Here is a 17,685-nt window from a genome sequence, read left to right as displayed (position 1 = left end):
ACGCAATCCAAATGGGAGCGGGTTTACCCAAAAAGAAGCGGCTCACCGCGAGGGGCCCGAGTCCTCAGCCAGCCTTGGCCTGGGTATTGGCCAGTGGTTTTTTCACAGGCTCGGATTTGGCCGTGGTCTTTTTCACCGGCGCGGGCTTGTGGGCCTGTTTGGCGGACGGCTTGTGGGCCTGGGCGGGCTTGGCAGGTGCAACCTTGTTCGCCGCTGGCTTGACGGGCTCCTCCTTGGCCACTGGCGCTGGGGCAGGCTCAGGTTCCGGCGCTACCACCGGTGCGACCTCGTCAGCCTTGGCGATCGGTGCAGCTTTGGCCTGGGGCTTGTCGCCGCCACCGAACAGGCGCGAGAAGAAGCCTGGCTTGTCCTGCTTGGCTTCCTCTGCCTTCACCGCGTCCGCCTTGGCAGGTGCCTTGCCGGACGATCCGCCGAACAGGTTGGAGAAGAATCCACCTTTGTCCTTGGCGGCAACCGCGCCCGCTGCGGCGGCGGCAACCGGTGCAGCCTTGGCCGGATCGAACGACTTGCCGGCCGCCAGGTCCTGCACCTGGCTGGCAGCACGCTGGCCGCTGCGCAGCGCGCCTTCCAGGGTGCCAGGGTAGAGTGCATCGGTGTGCTCGCCGGCGAAGGCTATGCGTTGCACCGGACGCTCCCACAGGCGCCAGTACTTGCTGATCTGGCCTGGGCCATAGGCCAGATAGGCGCCGCCAGTACCGGCGTCGGTGCTGTAGCGGCGCACTTCGTAGCCGGTGAACGCGCCCCGGGCCTGCGGATAGAACGCGTGCAGTCGAATCAGCACCTGATCGACCATCTGCTTGTCGCCAAAGGCCTGCAGCAGTCGGGCATTGTCACCCGAGAGGTTGATCACCACATTCGCGCCGCCTTTGAGCGCCGGCTCGATCCACAACATGCCGAGGCCGGCATTGCTGAAGATTTCGCCGGACATGCGCGCACGGCTTTCCCAGACGGGTTTCTTGAACTTGAGCATCATCTGGTCGCGCCAACCGTAGTTGGTGCCTTTCAAGGCCGCCAGGTGCTGGCTGTCCAGCCCCGGGGTCATCTGGATCTTCGCCAGGGCGCGCAGCGGCACGGCCATGACCAAATAATCGGCCTGGTAGCCGACGCTGCCGACCTTGACCGTCACGCCTTTGCTGTCCTGGACGATCGAGGTGACCGGCGAGCTGGTCTTGATGGTCTTGAGTTGCTTGACGAAGGCCTGCGCCAGCACCGGGCTGCCGCCTGGCAGGCGCGCAGCGCGCAGGTCACGATCACTGATACCGCGGTAGACCCGGTTCTGCTGGGCGAAATAGAGCAGCGACAGACGCGACGGCTCGTCGTAACGGGTGCGGATCTGCTGGTTGATCAATTGCCGTGCCGTGGCAGGCAGTTGCAGTTTGTCCAGCCAGGTGGAGACGTTCATCTGGTCGAGGGCAAACAAGGTGCTGGTGGCGGCCGGGTTCAGCGGGTCCTCGATCGAACGGGCCAGATCATCGAGGGTCTTCTCGTAACGCTTGAGCGCATCGGCGGTGGCCGGTTGCTTGGTGGCCAGATCGCTGGCGCTGAAATACTCGCCGTCGATCAGGTAGCCGGGGGTGCGTACGAATTCAGGGGCGGGCAGTGTTTCAAGCTTGAAACGGTCCAGGTACTGGTTGAGCACCGGCTGGCTCTTGCCGTTGCCGATCCACTCGCTGGTGGCCAGGCCCGAACGGCCGCCCATGCCGGACTTGGCCTCCAGCAGCGTGACCTGCCAGCCTTTGTTCTGCAGTTCATAGGCCGCGGTCAGGCCTGCCAGGCCCCCACCCACGACGATCGCCGTGGGGCTCGTGTCCTTGGCCAGCGCGGCACCGCTGGAGACACCAATCAATACCAACGCGCACAGGCGCACCCAAGCAGCAGCCATGTTGGCGAACTCCGGATCAGAAGTGACAGAAAAGAGGGGGAGAGTGCCCCTGGGACGAGATGCGTTAAGAATACGTCAGGTCTCCAGACCCTGCCAGCGTAGTGACATCAAGTGCTTGCCAGCACAGGAAATTTAATTTTCGGCGCAATCATGCGCTGCGCGTCGGTTGTCCTGCGCGGCCCCATTGCTTAGGCTTGTCGGCCTCAGCACGCCCCGCCAGGAGATCTGCCCATGGGCCTCAACCAACAGTGGATGCAACGTGACCTCAAGGTCCTCTGGCACCCCTGCACCCAGATGAAAGACCACGAGCAGCTGCCGCTGATCCCGATCCGCCGTGGTGAAGGCGTGTGGCTGGAGGACTTCGAAGGCAAGCGCTACCTGGACGCCGTCAGTTCCTGGTGGGTCAATGTGTTCGGCCACGCCAATCCGCGCATCAACCAGCGCATCAAGGACCAGGTCGATCAGCTCGAGCACGTGATCCTGGCCGGCTTCAGCCACCAGCCGGTAATCGAGCTGTCCGAACGCCTGGTGGCCATGACACCGGCGGGGCTGGACCGGGTGTTTTATGCCGACAACGGCTCGTCGTGCATCGAAGTGGCGCTGAAGATGAGCTTCCACTACTGGCAGAACAAAGGCCAGGTGAACAAGAAGCGCTTCGTCACCCTGACCAACAGCTATCACGGAGAAACCATCGCCGCCATGTCGGTGGGCGACGTGCCGCTGTTCACCGAGACCTACAAGGCGTTGCTGCTCGACACCATCAAGGTGCCGAGCCCGGACTGCTACCTGCGCCCCGAAGGCATGGGCTGGGAAGAGCACTCACGCAACATGTTCGCGCTCATGGAACAGACCCTGGCCGAGCACCACGCCAGCATCGCCGCCGTGATCGTCGAACCGCTGATCCAGGGCGCTGGCGGAATGCGCATGTACCACCCGGTATACCTCAAGCTGCTGCGCGAGGCCTGCGACCGCTATGGTGTGCACCTGATCCACGACGAAATCGCCGTAGGCTTCGGCCGCACAGGGACGATGTTCGCATGCGAACAGGCCGGGATCCGCCCGGACTTCCTGTGCCTATCCAAGGCCCTGACCGGCGGATACCTGCCGCTGGCCGCTTGCCTGACCACCGATGATGTCTACCAGGCGTTCTACGACGATTACCCGACCCTGCGGGCGTTCCTCCATTCGCACAGCTACACGGGCAACCCGCTGGCCTGCGCCGCGGCCCTGGCGACGCTGGACATCTTCGAGCAAGACAACGTGATCGAGGCCAACAAGGCCCTGTCGGCACGCATGGCCAGCGCCACTGCGCACCTGGCCGACCACGCCCATGTCGCCGAGATCCGCCAGACCGGTATGGTCCTGGCCATCGAGATGGTCCAGGACAAAACCAGCAAGACTGCCTACCCCTGGCAGGAGCGGCGCGGCCTGAAGGTCTTCGAACACGCCCTGACCCGCGGCGCGCTGCTGCGACCGCTGGGCAGCGTGGTGTATTTCCTGCCGCCCTACGTGATCACCCCGGAGCAAATCGACTTCCTCGCCGAAGTGGCCAGCGAAGGCATCGACATCGCCACCCGCGACAGCGTCAGCGTGGCGGTGCCGGCCAACTTCCACCCCGACTTCCGCGATCCGGGCTAACCCTGAGGCTCGCCTCGCCCCCTGTGGAAGCGGGTTCATCTGCGAATGCGGATCGAGGATTTCCCCTCGCATTCGCCAGTAAATCGCAGCGGCCCAACGCCACTTCCACGGGGACGATGTCCATTTCATTTCCTGAGCAAAGCCATGAGACTGTCCCGCTTCTTCATCGACGCCCCCCTGAGCCTCGGCGAGCACGAGTTGCCCGAAGCCCAGGCCCACTACATTGGCCGCGTGCTGCGCATGGCGCCCGGAGACGCTGTGCAACTGTTCGACGGCAGTGGCCAGGAGTTTCGTGGCCAGTTGCTCGACGTCGGCAAGAAATCCGTGCGCGTCACCCTGGACCAGGCCTTGCCCGGCCAGGCCGAGTCCCCATTGCATGTCCACCTGGGCCAGGGCCTGTCCCGCGGCGAGCGGATGGACTGGGCGATCCAGAAGGCCACCGAGCTTGGCGCCAACGCGATCACGCCAATCGTCAGCGAACGCTGCGAAGTGCGCCTGAAGGACGAACGCGCCGACAAGCGCCTGGCCCATTGGCGGCAAGTGGCGATCAGCGCGTGCGAACAGTGCGGCCGCTCGACGCTGCCGGTGATCCACCCGCCGGTGACCCTGGCCGAATGGCTCAAGGATACCGAGGCCGACCTCAACCTGGTGCTGCACCCGGTCGCTGAACCGCTGACCAGCCATGCACACCCCGGCCGCCTGGCATTCCTGATCGGCCCCGAAGGCGGCTTGAGCGACGCCGAAGTCGACCAGGCCAAGGCCGCCGGCTTCCACGCCGCACGCCTTGGCCCACGGGTACTGCGCACCGAGACCGCGCCGGTCGTGGCGCTGTCGGTGGCCCAGCAGCTGTGGGGCGACTTCTAACGCACGTAGAAGAACACCGCGACGAAGTGCATGAGACTGCCGGCGATGACGAACAGGTGCCAGATGCCATGCCAATGGCGAAAGCGGCTGTCGAAGGCGAAGAACAGGATGCCGATGGTGTAGAACGCACCGCCGGCCGCCAGCCAGGCGAAGCCGGCGCCGCCCAGGCTCTGCAGCAACGGCTTGACCGCCACCAGGACGATCCAGCCCATCACCGCATAGATGATGATCGACAGCACCCGCGCCTCGGAGCGCGGCTTGATCTCCTGGAGCATGCCGATCAAGGCCAGCCCCCAGACCACGCCGAACAGGCTCCAGCCCCAGGGGCCGCGCAGGCTGACCAGACAGAACGGCGTGTAGCTGCCGGCGATGAGCAGGTAGATCGACAGGTGATCGAGCTTGCGCATGATCACCTTCGCCCGCCCACGGGTGCTGTGGTAGAGCGTTGAGATGCTATAGAGCAGCAGTAGAGTGCTGCCGTAGATGGAAAAGCTGACGATCTTCCACGGATCGCCCTGCAATCCGGCCACGACGATCAGCCAGATGGCACCGATACAGGCCAGCACGGCACCGACCAGGTGCGTCCAGGCGTTGAAGCGTTCACCGTAATACATGCAAACACTGACCTCCCTGACAGCTTCAAGTTTCAAGCTGTAAGCCTCAAGCAAAGCACGGGGACGCCCCCGACACAGCTAGCTTGCCGCTTGAAGCTTACAACTTGAAGCTAGTGAAGATCCGCGTCACGCACCATGCGCTCCAGCGCCGCCAAGTCAGGTACCCGCGCCACCTGCTCGCCGACCTGCACCGCCGCCAGCTCCAGGCTCGCCAAGGGGACATCCACATAGTTGAGCTGGCTGTCCAGCTTGCAGGAGCGTGGGATGTCCTGCAGTAGCAACGCCAGGTAGCGCAGGCCGGTATCGCCCAGCGCGTTGAGCACCACCACCCGTGCCCGCTCGCCACAAACGGTCTCGCCGCCACAGGCGGCCTCCAGGCCGATCAGCGGCAAGCGCTGCTGACGCCAGTCGATCCAGCCCAGGTGCCAGGCCGGGTCGCCCGCCTGGCAGGCGAAGGTGCGCTGGCCGATCAGCTCGGCCACCGCCACATTGGGCAGCACCAGGGTGCGGTCGCTCAAAGGCAGTAGCAGACCGGTCAGGCTGCTGCGCTGGCCGGCGATGTATTCAAGCATGGGGTTGGCTCCAATGGGCGATGCTCTGCAACAGGACCGACTCCTGATAAGGCTTGCCCAAGTAGTCGTTGACGCCGATGGCCATGGCCCTGTCGCGGTGTTTCTGGCCGGTACGCGAGGTGATCATGATGATGGGCAGATCCTTCAGACGGACATCGCGGCGGATGCGCGTGGCCACCTCGAAGCCGTCCATGCGCGGCATCTCGATGTCCAGCAGCAGCACATCGGGGCGGTGCTCCTCCAGCAAGGCCATGGCATCCACACCGTCCTTGGCCGTCAGCACACTCATACCGTGGCGCTCCAGTAGACGACTGGTGACTTTGCGCACGGTGACCGAGTCGTCCACCACCATCACCAGCAGACGCTGACGCGGTGCCGGGCCAAACACCGGACGCGGCCCCCCGTAGCCACCCGGCAGGCGCGCCAGACGCCGCTGCTGCCCGCGCAACTGGCCGAGCAAATCGAGAATCAGCACTACCCGGCCATCCCCCAGCAAGGTCGCGCCGGACAGCCCAGGCACCGCCGCGAACTGCGGCCCCAGGCTCTTGACCACGATCTCTCGGCTTGGCGACAGGCTGTCCACCTGGATGGCGAACGACTGCTCCTGGGAATGCACCAGCAACACAGGCAATGGCACGCTTTGCCCCAGCAGACTTGGCCGAGGCACACCGCCCTGGAGCACCTCCCCGAGATAGCGCAGGTCGTACTCGTGACCGGCATAGGCATAGCGCGGTGCGCTCAGCTGGTAACAAGCCTCAAGCTCAGCGGGCGGCACGCGCACGATGCCTTCGATGGTATTGAGCGGGATTGCGTACTGCTCCTCGCCCAGGTGCACCATCAGCGCTCGGTTCACCGACACGGTGAACGGCAAGCGGATCAAGAATCGCGCGCCTTTGCCCGGGCTCGACTCGATGCTCATCGAGCCGCCCAACTGCTTGACCTCCTCATGCACCACGTCCATCCCCAGGCCTCGGCCAGAGATCTGGGTGATCTTCTCAGCGGTAGAAAAGCCCGGACGCAGGATGAATTGCAGGATCTCGTGATCGCTCAAGTATGCTTGCGGGTCCAGCAGGCCACGCTTGATGGCCTTGTTGCGCACCGCCTCCAGGGGCACTCCGGCCCCGTCGTCGCTCATCTCGATGACGATATCGGCGCCTTCGTGCAGCAAGTTCAGATGGATGGTGCCCTGTTCCGGCTTGCCCGCCGCCAGACGCGCTTCGCGCGACTCCAGGCCGTGGTCCACGGCGTTGCGCAGCATGTGCTCCAGAGGCGCCACCATGCGCTCGAGCACGCTGCGGTCCAGCTCGCCCTCGGCGTTGCCCACCACCAGTTCGACCTGCTTGCCCAGCTCGCTGGCCACCTGGCGGACCACCCGCTGCAGACGCGGTACCAAGCGTTCGAAGGGCACCATCAAGGTGGCCGTGAGACCTTCTTGCAATTGACTGTTCACCCGCGCCTGCTGCTGGAGCAGGCTGTAGGCTTCCTGGGCACGCTGGGCGAGGGTTTCCTTGAGGTCGAGCAGGTCCGAAGCCGACTCGAACAACGCCTGGGACAACTGCTGCAACTGGGAATGGCGGTCCATCTCCAGCGGGTCGAAATCCTCGTACGCATCGCCCTCGGCCTGGTAGCGGCTGGACATCCGTCCTTGGGTCTCGATATCCAGGCGCAGCAGCTGGTCGCGCATGCGCTCGAGCGTTGTTTCCATCTCGTTGAGGGCGAATTGGGCATCGTTGACCTGCTGCTCGATGCGCCCGCGAATAACAGAGTGCTCACTGGCCAGGTTGCCCAAATCGTCCAGCAGCTCGGCGTCCACCTTGACCATGTCGCCCGGCGCGCGCTCCGGCGCGGCGGCCGGCGCCTCCGGCGACGGCGCTTCGACCGGGACCTGGCCGGCCGCGCTGTCGGTCAACGCGGCACTGCTGAAGTTGCGGATATAGTCGATCAGCGCCGTGGCTGCGTGCAGGGGCTGGCCGAGGCGCACGGCGTCGAGCATGTGTGCCAGACGGTCATGGCAGTTTTGCAGCAAGGAGAACAGCGCCGGGCTCGGCGGCAAGCGGCCGGCGGCGAGCAGTTCGTACAAGAATTCCAGTTCATGGGCCAGATCGCCGATAGCGGCGATCTCGACCATCCGCGCGCCCCCCTTGAGGGTATGCAGATCACGCAGCAGGTTCTCCACCTCGACGCTGTTACGCGGATCGGCCTGCCAGCGCGCCAGGGCCGCAGCGGCGCTTTCGACGATATCCGAACTTTCTTCGAGAAAGACCTCGAGCAGTTCGTTATCGCTCGAGCGTTGGGCTTCGTCCGCCGCTGCCTCGGCGGCAGCAGGCGCAGGTGGGGCATGGCGGTACTCGCGCAGCTCGCCCAGGAGCGCCGTTGCCGAAGCCGGCGCCTGCCCTTCGCGCAGCGCGTGCAGCATCTGCCCGAGGGTCTGGTGGCCGCGCCGCAACAGATCGAGCAGCTCGGCAGTAGCCCCCAGGCGGCGGTCCACCAGGCCCTCGTAAAGCGCGACCAGCGCGTGGGCCAACACCTCCACCGCACCCACGCCAGCCATCTGCGCACCGCCTTTGAGGGTCTGGAGGTCGTGCTGCAGGGTCGACAGTGCCGAGTGGTTGTCCGGGTCTTGAGCCCATTGCGCCAATGCCTGGTCGGCGCCATCGAGGATATCGCCCGCCTCGTCGAGGAACAGTTGCACCAATGCAGGATCGTTCGCTGTCGGGTAGACCGCCAGCGGTGCCACCGCATCCTGGCCCACCACGCCCATGATCCCGGGGTCCAGGGCGTCGTCCAACAGGCCGCGCATGGCCGCGATGCAATCGACGCGGGCGCTGAGCGCCTGGCCGGCAGCTATTTCGTCGAACATGTCGAGCAGCGCCTCATGGGCCTGCTGGGCCAGGGCAAAGAATCGCGGGCTGGCGGCCAGACTGCCCTCTTCCACCGCGCCATACAGGTCAAGCAACGCCTCGCAGACTTCATCCACCTGCCACAACTCGGCCAGGTACGCCGACTGGCCGAGGGTGGTCAACTCGTCCAGCAGCGTTTCCAAGACCGAGCGGTCGCCGGGTTGCGCCTGCCAACGCGACAGCAGCGCCTCGGCCTCGAGCAGGATATCCATACCCTGGGTCAGGAACGCGGCGATTCGCTGCGGATCGCGCTTGGGTCGATGGCTGTGCTGTGGGTCCTGCTGCAGGAAGGCCAGGCGCACATCCACCGACTGCCCGACCTCCTCGATCAACTGCGCCGCCCCCGGGATAGGGGCCAACGGCGTGCTACCCAGTTGCGCAAGGCCGAGGTGGAACAAGGCGCGGGCCGCCTCCAGCCACTCCAGCTCCGCCACCTGCAAGGGCAGTTCGTGGCCTTTGTACTCACGCACCAGTCGATCGAAGGCGGTGGCCAGCTCGGCGATCGGCATGACGCCCGCCATCGCCGCGCTGCCCTTCAAGGTATGCAGTGCGCGCTGCAGGCTGTCGTTGACGGGCGTGCCATGGCCATCGGCATCGCGCAGGAACGTCTCCAGACTGGCGAGATGGCCTTGGGCCTCGTTGCCGAAGATCGCCAACAATTGTGGGTCGAGCCCGTCGACCTGCGCCGGCGCCGGCGCCGGCACATCATTGATCGCCAGATGATGCAAGTGGCCGGCTAACGGCTCGACCTCGACCCGCGACGGCAGATGGCCCACCGCGAAGTCGGCGAGCAAGTCCGGGAGCCGGACGAACACCTGTTGCAGGGCCAGCACCCCTTCGGCGCCAAGGGTGATCCGCCCTTCCAGTACACGGTTGAGCAAGTGCTCGGCGCCCCAGGCAAGCTCGGCCAGCGCCTCGGCATGGACCATGCGACCACTGCCTTTGAGGGTATGCAGGGCTCGACGCACCTCGACCAGGGCCTCGCGCAAGGCATTGTCGGCGCGCCAACGCAGCCAGTGGCGTTCGATTTCCGGAAGCAGCTCGCCGGCCTCTTCGAGGAAGACATCCCGCAATTCTTCATCGACCGCTTCGAACTCGACGCGAGCCTCGGCCTGCCCGCACGACACACCCAGCGCCGCCAGGCTGGCCCGCGCCCTGTCGATGAATGGTTGGGCATCGACCAGCGGATCGGCCACCCGCCATTGCACATAGCACTCGCCAGCGCTCAAGGCTTCGGCCAGATGCGCCAGCTCGTCTGCAGGTGGCGGCTGCTCCAGATGCGACAGCCAACCCTGCACATAACCTGCGCAGCCACCGAACACCTCGGCGGCCTCCGGCCACATGAGCATCGTCAGCGCGCCACGGATCTGGTGCAAAAGCCCCGGCAGCGGCTGCAAGCGTTCTGCCGGCCAGCCCGACTCCAGGCAATCGCCGATCAAGTCCTTGGCCTGTTGCAGCACCGCCAGGGACTCATTGAGTACCAGCTGGCGGATCTCCGTCAGGTCCGCGCCCGGCAGGCCGCCCTGGCCGGTTTCCTCCAGCGGGCCGACCATGCCGTTGAGGGTGGCCTCCACGTACAGCAGGGCGCCGGCCACATCCATCAGCACGGCGTCGTCCACCGCCTGCTCGCCTTGGGCCAGGGCCTGCAGCACCAGTACTTGGTCGATGATCACCCGACGCGGCTGCTGGAAGGCGAGCACCGCCAAGGTATCGGCGACCTGGCGCAACGGCGCCAGCAGGGCCTCCAGTTGCTCACGCTGCTCACGATCGCCGCGCATGTACTGATCGAGTCGGTCCTTGATGCGCATCAGGTCATCGCACAGTGCCGTCACCACCGAGCGCAGGGCGTCGCGTCCGTGGCCGGCCTGCAAATGTTCGCGCCAGTTGCCCAGGGACAGGTCCAAATCCGCCAGGTCCGCCGCCCCAGCCAGACGCTGCGCCACGCCGCCGACCAGGCTGCCCTGGGGCAACGGCTCGACGCCACGGCAGCCGCGCAGTTGGTTGAGCAGCGGCACCACCACCAACGGCAGGTCGTGTCGCGAGCCGCGCAGCCGTTCCAGATACGGCGGCAATTGCTCGAGCCCGCGGAACAGCGCACCCAGACAATCGCCTCGGGGGCTGACCTGACCATCGGCCATGGCCCGGCCCAGCAGCTCCAGCTCCTCGGCCAGGTGCGCTGCACCGCGCAGTTCGAGCATGCGCAGGCAACCCTGGACCTGATGCAGGTTGTCGACGAAGAAAGCCAGCATCGCCGGATCGCCCGGTTCGCTGGCGAATCGCTCCAGGGCCTGACGGGCCTGGCCCAGGCAATCGAGGATCGGCGCCTTGACCCACGCCAGGGCGACGGTGTCGTGGCGCTCGGGGCTCACTGCTGAAGCAGCCATCTGTCGCTCCTCAACGCCGCTCGGCGGGTGCCGGCAGGGTAAAACCGGAGACCGAACGACGCATCTCGCTGGCCATGCGCGCCAAGTGGCGGATGCTGTCGGCGGTGGCGCTGGAACCGGCCGAGGTCTGGGCGGTGATCTGCTGGATCACCGCCATGGTGTGGGAGATCTGCCCGGCCGAGGAGGTCTGCAACTGGGCTGCGTCGGAGATGCTGTGGATCAGCTCGGCGAGGGTCTGCGATACGCCTTCGATCTCGGCCAGCGCCACCCCGGCGTCCTGGGCCAGGCGCGCACCGCGCACCACCTCGGCGGTGGTTTGCTCCATGGAGATCACCGCCTCGTTGGTGTCGACCTGGATGGTCCGCACCAGCGCCTCGATTTGCCGAGTAGCCGACGAGGAGCGCTCGGCCAGGCGCTGAACTTCGTCGGCGACCACCGCAAAACCACGCCCGGCCTCGCCAGCGAGGGAGGCCTGGATCGCGGCATTGAGCGCAAGGATGTTGGTCTGGTCGGCAATGTCGTCGATCAGGCTGACGATATCGCCGATCTCCTGGGAAGACTCGCCCAGGCGTTTGATCCGCTTGGCGGTGTCCTGGATCTGCTCGCGGATGTTGTCCATGCCGTGGATGGTGTTGTGCACCACCTCGTTGCCCTTGTTGGCAATGGCCACCGAACGCTCGGCCACCTTGGCCGATTCGTAGGCGTGGGAGGACACACGGTCGATCGACTCGACCATGTCGCCGACCGCCAGGGACGCCTCGCTGATCTGCTCGGCCTGGTGTTCGGAGGCCTTGGCCAGCTGGCGCGCTGTGTTCTGGGTGTCCTGCACGGCGGCGGCGACCTGCTCGGCACTGTGATTGATGGTGGCCACCAGGTCGCGCAACTGGTCGACCGAATAATTGATCGAATCGGCAATGGCGCCGGTGAAGTCCTCAGTGACCGACACCGTGACGGTGAGGTCGCCATCGGCCAGCTCCTCGATCTCATCCAGCAGACGCATGATCGCTTGCTGGTTGCGCTCGTTCTTCTCGGCGGTCTCGCGCAACTGGCGGTGGGTGGCGCGCACCATCACCAGGCCGATGAGGATGATCGAAGCCAGCGCCACCAACCCCAGCAGATAGCCACCGACAGTAGCCAGGGTGCGCCCGCTGGCCAGGTTCTCGAAGCTGTTGGCCAGGTGCGAGGCTTCATCGAGCAAGGTTTGCGACAGACTGAAGATATTGCCGGCCGCCTCGCGCACGCGCAGCAGTTCAGGCGACGTTTCGAGGATCTCGTCCACGGACCCGGAGACGAACTGGAACAGTTCGGCGATCTCCGCGAGGCGGGCGCGAGCATCGGCGTCCTCGACCTTGGTCACGTGAATCGCCGGGTTGCCGCCGAGCATGCCTTCGAGCACCTGGCCGAAACGGCTGGCGTCGCGGCCAAAGGCATCGGCGGCCTGTACCGAGGTGTCATCGCCGGCCAGCACGGTATTGACCGAACCCAGAATGCGCTCGGCCAACAGCAACTGACGCTGGGCCACCGCCACCTGGCTCGCCGGCGCTCCGCTCTGCAGGAGGATCTCCACTACTTTTTCGTATTCGACCTGCAACTGAGGCACGGTCTCGGCCAGCGTTGCCGCCACTTGGTGCAGCGACAGCACGGTCTGCTCGCTGGCCAGGATGGTGTCGGTATTCTTGCGCAGGTTGTCCCAGTCCTGACGGACCGCGTCCATCTCGTCCCGCACGGTCAGCGGCGCCGGCGGCAGCCCGGTGGCCTTGTCGCCCTCGCGCAGATAACGCCAGCGCCGCTCGAAGTCATTGCGCGCATCGGACAGCAGCTTGAACGCCAGGGCCTTGCCGGCCGCCGCTTCGGTGGCGTTCTTGGCGATGCGCTGGGACAGCACGCGCAACTCGCCGGCGTGGCCGATGTACTGTTTGTCGTAGTTGGACTGGGTATTGAGGTACGCGAAGTTGGCGAACAGCAGGATGATCGCCAGGATGAGCACCAAAAACAGTGCGGTGATCTGCGCAATACTGCGGCTGCGCTGGCTTTCGGCAACCGGAGCGACGGGGGTGGCGGGTTTGTTCACGGTCGAAGCATCCTCTACAACGCCACGTCGAGAAAGCCTGGCGCCTGGGCCAGGGCGAACGGGCTGAAGATCGCCCAATTGCGTTCACGGGGAAAATGCCCCTGGACGAAGGGCGCCGCGGCACGCAGCAAGGGCTGCGGTGGCGACAGCTCCAGACTGCTCAGGGCAAAGTGTTGAAGGCCCAGGACTTCGTCCACCAACAGGCCGGCGAACAGTTCTTCGTGGTCCAGCACCAACACACGCCGCTGCTTGCCCGCCGCCGCAGGGCCTAGGCCGAAGAAGGCGCTCAAGTCCATAACCGGCAGCAGCCGGCCACGCAGATTGGCCACACCGCAGACCCAGGGCTGCACGCCGGGGACCCGGCTAGTGCGCGGCTCATGCAGGACCTCGGCGACTTCGCCCATGGGGGCCACGAACCACTGCCCGGCAATGCGAAACCCAATGCCGCTCCATTGCTGCAAGCGGGTGTCTTGCAAGGGCTGGTCCGCTACCAACAGGCGACAACGCCGGTCGATGTCCAGCAACAACTCGAAGGCGGTCAGCGACGCGCCATGGGGGCGGGTGGTCAAGCCCCGAGCACTTCTTTGAGTTTGCTGATCAGGGCCGCCTCTTCCACAGGCTTGGTCAGGAAGTCGCGCGCGCCCTGGCGTGTGGCCCAGACCCGGTCGGTTTCCTGGTCCTTGGTGGTGACCACGATCACCGGAATGGCGCGGGTCTCAGGGTCCTTGCTCAGCTGACGGGTAGCCTGAAAACCATTCATGCCCGGCATGACGATGTCCATCAGCACCGCGTCGGGTTTCTCCTGACGGGCCAGGGCCACGCCATCGGCGCCGTTGTCGGCCTTGAGCACCTGGTGGCCATGCTTCTCCAGCCAGGCGGTCAGTCTGTACATCTCTGTCGGCGAATCGTCGACGATCAAAACTCGGGCCATGCTGTTTCCCCATTTAAAGGAAAAGAAGACGCCGCCAGGCGCGGCGGTGTCAGGGTGCGTGTTGTTCTTGCACGACGAAACCGGGCACATGAGCCCTGATCGCATCGAGCAGTTCTTCCTTGCTGAATGGCTTGGTCAGGAACTGGTCTGAGCCGACCACCCGACCGCGGGCCTTGTCGAACAGGCCGTCGCGCGAGGACAGCAGGATGACCGGGGTATCCTTGAAGGTGCTGTTCTGCTTGATCACCGCGCAGGTCTGGTAGCCATCCAGGCGAGGCATCAGTACATCGACGAAGATGACCTGGGGCTTGTGGTCGACGATCTTGGCCAGGGCATCGAAACCATCACTGGCGGTGATCACCTCGCAGCCGGCCTCGCCGAGCAACATCTGTGCGGTGCGGCGGATCGTGCGCGAATCGTCGATCACCATCACCTTCAGGGGTTGTTCCATAGTTGCCTACCAGTGGGAATTAGCTGCAGTTGCAAGCATCAAGCTGCGAGAAAAAGCGCGCCGACGCATGGCTGGTTTTTCTCAAGGCTTGTAGTTCAAGGCTTGCAGCTGCACTTTTAGCACACTCCGGATAGCCATTCCATCCGCCGAACCCCTTGACCATCGGCGCTCCCGGCGCCACCCTGAGCCACTTTTCTTTCGAATCACCGCGGCCCCGCGCCGCCAAGAGGAACCACCCCATGAGCGTTCGCCTCGGGATTGTCATGGACCCTATCGCGTCCATCTCCTACAAAAAGGACAGCTCGCTGGCCATGCTGCTGGCGGCCCAGGAACGTGGCTGGAGCCTGTTCTACATGGAGCAGCGCGACCTTTACCTGGGCGCGGGCCAGGCCCGGGCCCAGATGCGCCCCCTGAAGGTGTTCGCCGATCCGGCCCGCTGGTTCGAACTGGGCGAGGAGCAGGACAGCGCCCTGAGCGAGCTGGATGTGGTCCTGATGCGCAAGGATCCGCCCTTCGACATGGAGTTCGTCTACAGCACCTACCTGCTGGAGCAGGCCGAGCGCGAAGGCGTGCTGGTGGTCAACCGCCCGCAGAGCCTGCGCGATTGCAACGAGAAGCTGTTCGCCACCCAGTTCCCGCAGTGCATGGCGCCCACGCTGGTCAGCCGCCGCGTGGACATCCTGCGTGAGTTCGCCGACAGCCGTGGCGACGTGATCCTCAAGCCGCTGGACGGCATGGGCGGTGCCTCGGTGTTCCGCCACCGCAAGGACGACCCCAACCTGTCGGTGATCCTCGAGACCCTCACCCAGCATGGCACCCAGCAGATCATGGCCCAGGAATACCTCCCGCAGATCAAGGACGGCGACAAGCGCATCCTGATGATCGACGGCGAACCGGTGCCCTACTGCCTGGCGCGCATCCCGGCCAGCGGCGAGACCCGTGGCAACCTGGCCGCTGGCGGTCGAGGCGAAGCCCGCCCGCTGACCGAGCGCGATCGCTGGATCGCCGCCCAAGTTGGCCCGACCCTGCGCGAGAAGGGCCTGCTGTTCGTCGGCCTGGACGTGATCGGCGACTACCTGACCGAGATCAACGTCACCAGCCCGACCTGCATTCGCGAAATCGACGCCGCCTACGACACCCACATCGGGGCCCAGCTGATGGACGCCATTGATCGCAAGCTCAAGGCGCGCTGACCGAGGACACGTGGCAATGCCACGCAGTGGGGTATGATGCGCAGCTTCAAGCTGCAAGCTGCACGTACGGGCAGGCCTGCACCGGGCCGCTTTTACTTGAAGCTTGCAGCTTGTGATTCGAAGCTGCCCTTGGATACCTGATGACGCTGCCTGCCGACATCCCTGCCGACCTGCTCCCACCCCGCGTCCGCCCGGTGGACCGGCTTGGCTTCACCCTGTTCCTGGCTGCCTTGGTGCACCTGGCGCTGATCCTCGGCGTGGGTTTCACCATCAGCAAGCCCAGCGAAATCCGCCACACGATGGACATCACCCTGGCCACCTTCAAGAGCGAGAAGCCGCCCGAGAAGGCCGACTTCCAGGCCCAGGACAACCAGCAAGGCAGCGGCACCCTGGAAAAGAAAGCCGTACCCAAGACCACCGAGGTCGCGCCCTTCCAGGACAGCAAGATCAACAAGATCACCCCACCGCCAGCCGCTCGCCAGGAAACCCCGCCCCCGCCGCAGAAGTCCGCGGTGGCCACCAAGGCGCCCAAGGTGCAGAAGGTCGAGCCCAAGCCCAAGGAAAGCAAGGCGCAGCCCAAGCCCCAGGCAGCGGTGCCGGACTTCGACAGTTCGCAGCTCTCCAGCCAGATCGCCAGCCTCGAGGCGGAGCTGTCCAACGAACAGCAGATGTATGCCAAGCGCCCGCGCATCCATCGCCTCAACGCAGCCTCGACCATGCGCGACAAAGGCGCCTGGTACAAGGAAGAATGGCGCAAGAAGGTGGAGCGCGTGGGCAACCTCAATTATCCCGAAGAAGCGCGACGCCAACAGATCTACGGCAACTTGCGGATGATGGTCTCGATCAACCGCGACGGCTCGCTGTACGAAGTGCTGGTGCTCGAATCCTCTGGTCAGCCGGTGCTCGACCAGGCGGCCCAACGCATCGTCCGTCTGGCTGCGCCGTTTGCACCGTTCACAGGCGACCTGGCGGAGTTCGACCGCCTGGAGATCATCCGTACCTGGCGCTTCGCCCGCGGGGACCGGTTGTCCAGTAACTAGCCGCACGTCACACGCCTCAAACGGCAAGAAAAAAGCGCGGGCATGCACAGCCGTGCTTTTTCTTGCCGCTTGAAGCTTGCAGCTTGAAGCCGAGCCCAGCTGACGCCACACTATCACTCATGAAAACCCTCAGCCCGAGCTACCTCAAGCATCAGTTCCTGATCGCCATGCCGCACATGGTCGATCCGAACTTTGCCCAGACCCTCACCTATATTGTCGAGCACAACGCCAACGGCGCCATGGGCCTGGTGATCAACCGCCCGCAGGAGCTGAACCTGGCCGACATCCTGGAGCAGCTACGCCCGGATGAGGAGCCACCGGCCAGCACCCTGCAGGTGCCGATCTACCAGGGTGGCCCGGTGCAGACCGATCGCGGCTTCGTGTTGCACAGCAGCGACTGCAGTTATCAGGCCACGGTGGAGCTGCAGGGGCTGTCGCTCTCGACCTCCCAGGACGTGCTGTTCGCCATCGCCGAAGGCGTAGGGCCCAAGCAGAGCCTGATCACCTTGGGTTATGCCGGTTGGGAAGCCGGCCAACTGGAAGCCGAGCTTGCCGACAACGCCTGGCTCAACTGCCCCTTCGACGCCGAGATCATCTTCGGACTGGCCAGCGAGCAGCGCCTCGAGGCAGCCGCCGCCAGCCTGGGGATCAACCTCAGCCTGCTGACCAGCCAAGCGGGTCACGCCTGATGGCCGAGCTGCGCCTGCTGCTGGGCTTCGACTATGGCAGCAAACAGATCGGCGTGGCCGTCGGCCAGGTGGTCACCGGCCAGGCCCGCGAATTGTGCACGCTTAAAGCCCAGAACGGCGTCCCGGACTGGGCCCAGGTGGAAAAGCTCATCACCGAATGGAAGCCCGACGCCATCGTCGTCGGCCTGCCGCTGAACATGGACGGCACGCCCAGCGAAATGAGCGCCCGGGCCGAGAAGTTCGCCCGGCGCCTGCATGGCCGCTACAACCTGCCTGTGCACACTCATGACGAGCGTCTGACCACCTTCGAAGCCAAGGGCGAGCAGATGGCCCGAGGCATGCGCCATGGCAGCTACCGCGACAACCCGGTCGATGCCATTGCCGCCGCCCTGCTCCTGCAGGGCTGGCTGGAGGCCAATACTTAAATCCGCTTCG

14 protein-coding genes are annotated in these 17,685 nt (G+C 65.2%); 6 read left to right on the top strand and 8 right to left on the bottom strand.

Annotated features, from left to right (window positions below; genetic code table 11):
• Nucleotides 1-64: 64 nt before the first annotated feature.
• The gene (locus tag DQ397_RS18525; protein ID WP_043207217.1) at nt 65-1,903 is read right to left on the bottom strand and encodes a flavin monoamine oxidase family protein; all 1,839 of its coding nucleotides are present in this window, start codon (nt 1,901-1,903) and stop codon (nt 65-67) included.
• A 231-nt stretch (nt 1,904-2,134) separates the two neighbouring features.
• Between DQ397_RS18525 and DQ397_RS18520 the strand changes: the two genes are divergently transcribed.
• Together DQ397_RS18520 and DQ397_RS18515 are read left to right on the top strand one after the other, a co-directional pair.
• Nucleotides 2,135-3,541 (top strand): adenosylmethionine--8-amino-7-oxononanoate transaminase, encoded by a 1,407-nt coding sequence (locus DQ397_RS18520; protein ID WP_043207215.1) that lies wholly within the window; start codon nt 2,135-2,137, stop codon nt 3,539-3,541.
• Nucleotides 3,542-3,685: 144 nt separating this feature from the next.
• On the top strand, nt 3,686-4,405 hold the full coding sequence (locus tag DQ397_RS18515) for a 16S rRNA (uracil(1498)-N(3))-methyltransferase (RefSeq protein ID WP_043207214.1): 720 nt from the start codon (nt 3,686-3,688) through the stop codon (nt 4,403-4,405).
• On the opposite strand, the gene DQ397_RS18510 is transcribed toward DQ397_RS18515, so the two are convergent.
• The 7 genes from DQ397_RS18510 to DQ397_RS18480 form a co-directional block, all read right to left on the bottom strand.
• Nucleotides 4,402-5,019, bottom strand: coding sequence for a hemolysin III family protein (locus DQ397_RS18510; RefSeq protein WP_043207212.1), 618 nt, complete (start codon nt 5,017-5,019; stop codon nt 4,402-4,404). The genes DQ397_RS18515 and DQ397_RS18510 overlap by 4 nt on opposite strands.
• 110 nt (nt 5,020-5,129) lie before the next feature.
• Complete coding sequence (locus tag DQ397_RS18505; protein WP_043207211.1) at nt 5,130-5,591, bottom strand: chemotaxis protein CheW; 462 nt, start codon at nt 5,589-5,591, stop codon at nt 5,130-5,132.
• Entirely contained in the window at nt 5,584-10,875 is a 5,292-nt protein-coding gene (locus DQ397_RS18500) for an Hpt domain-containing protein (RefSeq protein ID WP_043207209.1), read from the bottom strand. Before DQ397_RS18500 ends, DQ397_RS18505 begins: the two co-directional genes overlap by 8 nt.
• Before the next feature lie 10 nt (nt 10,876-10,885).
• Complete coding sequence (locus DQ397_RS18495; protein ID WP_232092099.1) at nt 10,886-12,889, bottom strand: methyl-accepting chemotaxis protein; 2,004 nt, start codon at nt 12,887-12,889, stop codon at nt 10,886-10,888.
• Nucleotides 12,890-12,960: 71 nt separating this feature from the next.
• Nucleotides 12,961-13,515 (bottom strand): chemotaxis protein CheW, encoded by a 555-nt coding sequence (locus DQ397_RS18490; RefSeq protein ID WP_043207204.1) that lies wholly within the window; start codon nt 13,513-13,515, stop codon nt 12,961-12,963.
• Complete coding sequence (gene pilH / locus DQ397_RS18485) at nt 13,512-13,877, bottom strand: twitching motility response regulator PilH (protein ID WP_043207202.1); 366 nt, start codon at nt 13,875-13,877, stop codon at nt 13,512-13,514. Before pilH ends, DQ397_RS18490 begins: the two co-directional genes overlap by 4 nt.
• Nucleotides 13,878-13,926: 49 nt before the next feature.
• Nucleotides 13,927-14,328, bottom strand: a complete 402-nt coding sequence (locus tag DQ397_RS18480) for a PleD family two-component system response regulator (RefSeq protein WP_043207200.1) — start codon at nt 14,326-14,328, stop codon at nt 13,927-13,929.
• A gap of 239 nt (nt 14,329-14,567) precedes the next feature.
• Between DQ397_RS18480 and gshB the strand changes: the two genes are divergently transcribed.
• From gshB to ruvX, 4 genes are all read left to right on the top strand, one after another.
• Nucleotides 14,568-15,521, top strand: a complete 954-nt coding sequence (gene gshB / locus DQ397_RS18475; protein WP_043207196.1) for a glutathione synthase — start codon at nt 14,568-14,570, stop codon at nt 15,519-15,521.
• Between the two features lie 140 nt (nt 15,522-15,661).
• Nucleotides 15,662-16,561 carry an energy transducer TonB gene (locus tag DQ397_RS18470; protein ID WP_043207195.1) on the top strand — a complete coding sequence of 300 codons (900 nt, stop codon included), beginning with the start codon at nt 15,662-15,664 and terminating at the stop codon, nt 16,559-16,561.
• 119 nt (nt 16,562-16,680) lie between these two features.
• Nucleotides 16,681-17,250: a YqgE/AlgH family protein gene (locus DQ397_RS18465; protein ID WP_043207193.1), complete on the top strand. Its 570-nt coding sequence runs from the start codon at nt 16,681-16,683 to the stop codon at nt 17,248-17,250.
• Nucleotides 17,250-17,675, top strand: coding sequence for a Holliday junction resolvase RuvX (gene ruvX / locus DQ397_RS18460; protein WP_043207190.1), 426 nt, complete (start codon nt 17,250-17,252; stop codon nt 17,673-17,675). Before DQ397_RS18465 ends, ruvX begins: the two co-directional genes overlap by 1 nt.
• Nucleotides 17,676-17,685 lie beyond the last annotated feature (10 nt).

The organism is Pseudomonas sp. CK-NBRI-02 (genome assembly GCF_008124495.1).
In the GTDB taxonomy this organism is placed as follows: domain Bacteria; phylum Pseudomonadota; class Gammaproteobacteria; order Pseudomonadales; family Pseudomonadaceae; genus Aquipseudomonas; species Aquipseudomonas guariconensis.
This window is presented reverse-complemented; position numbering and strand designations above follow the sequence as displayed.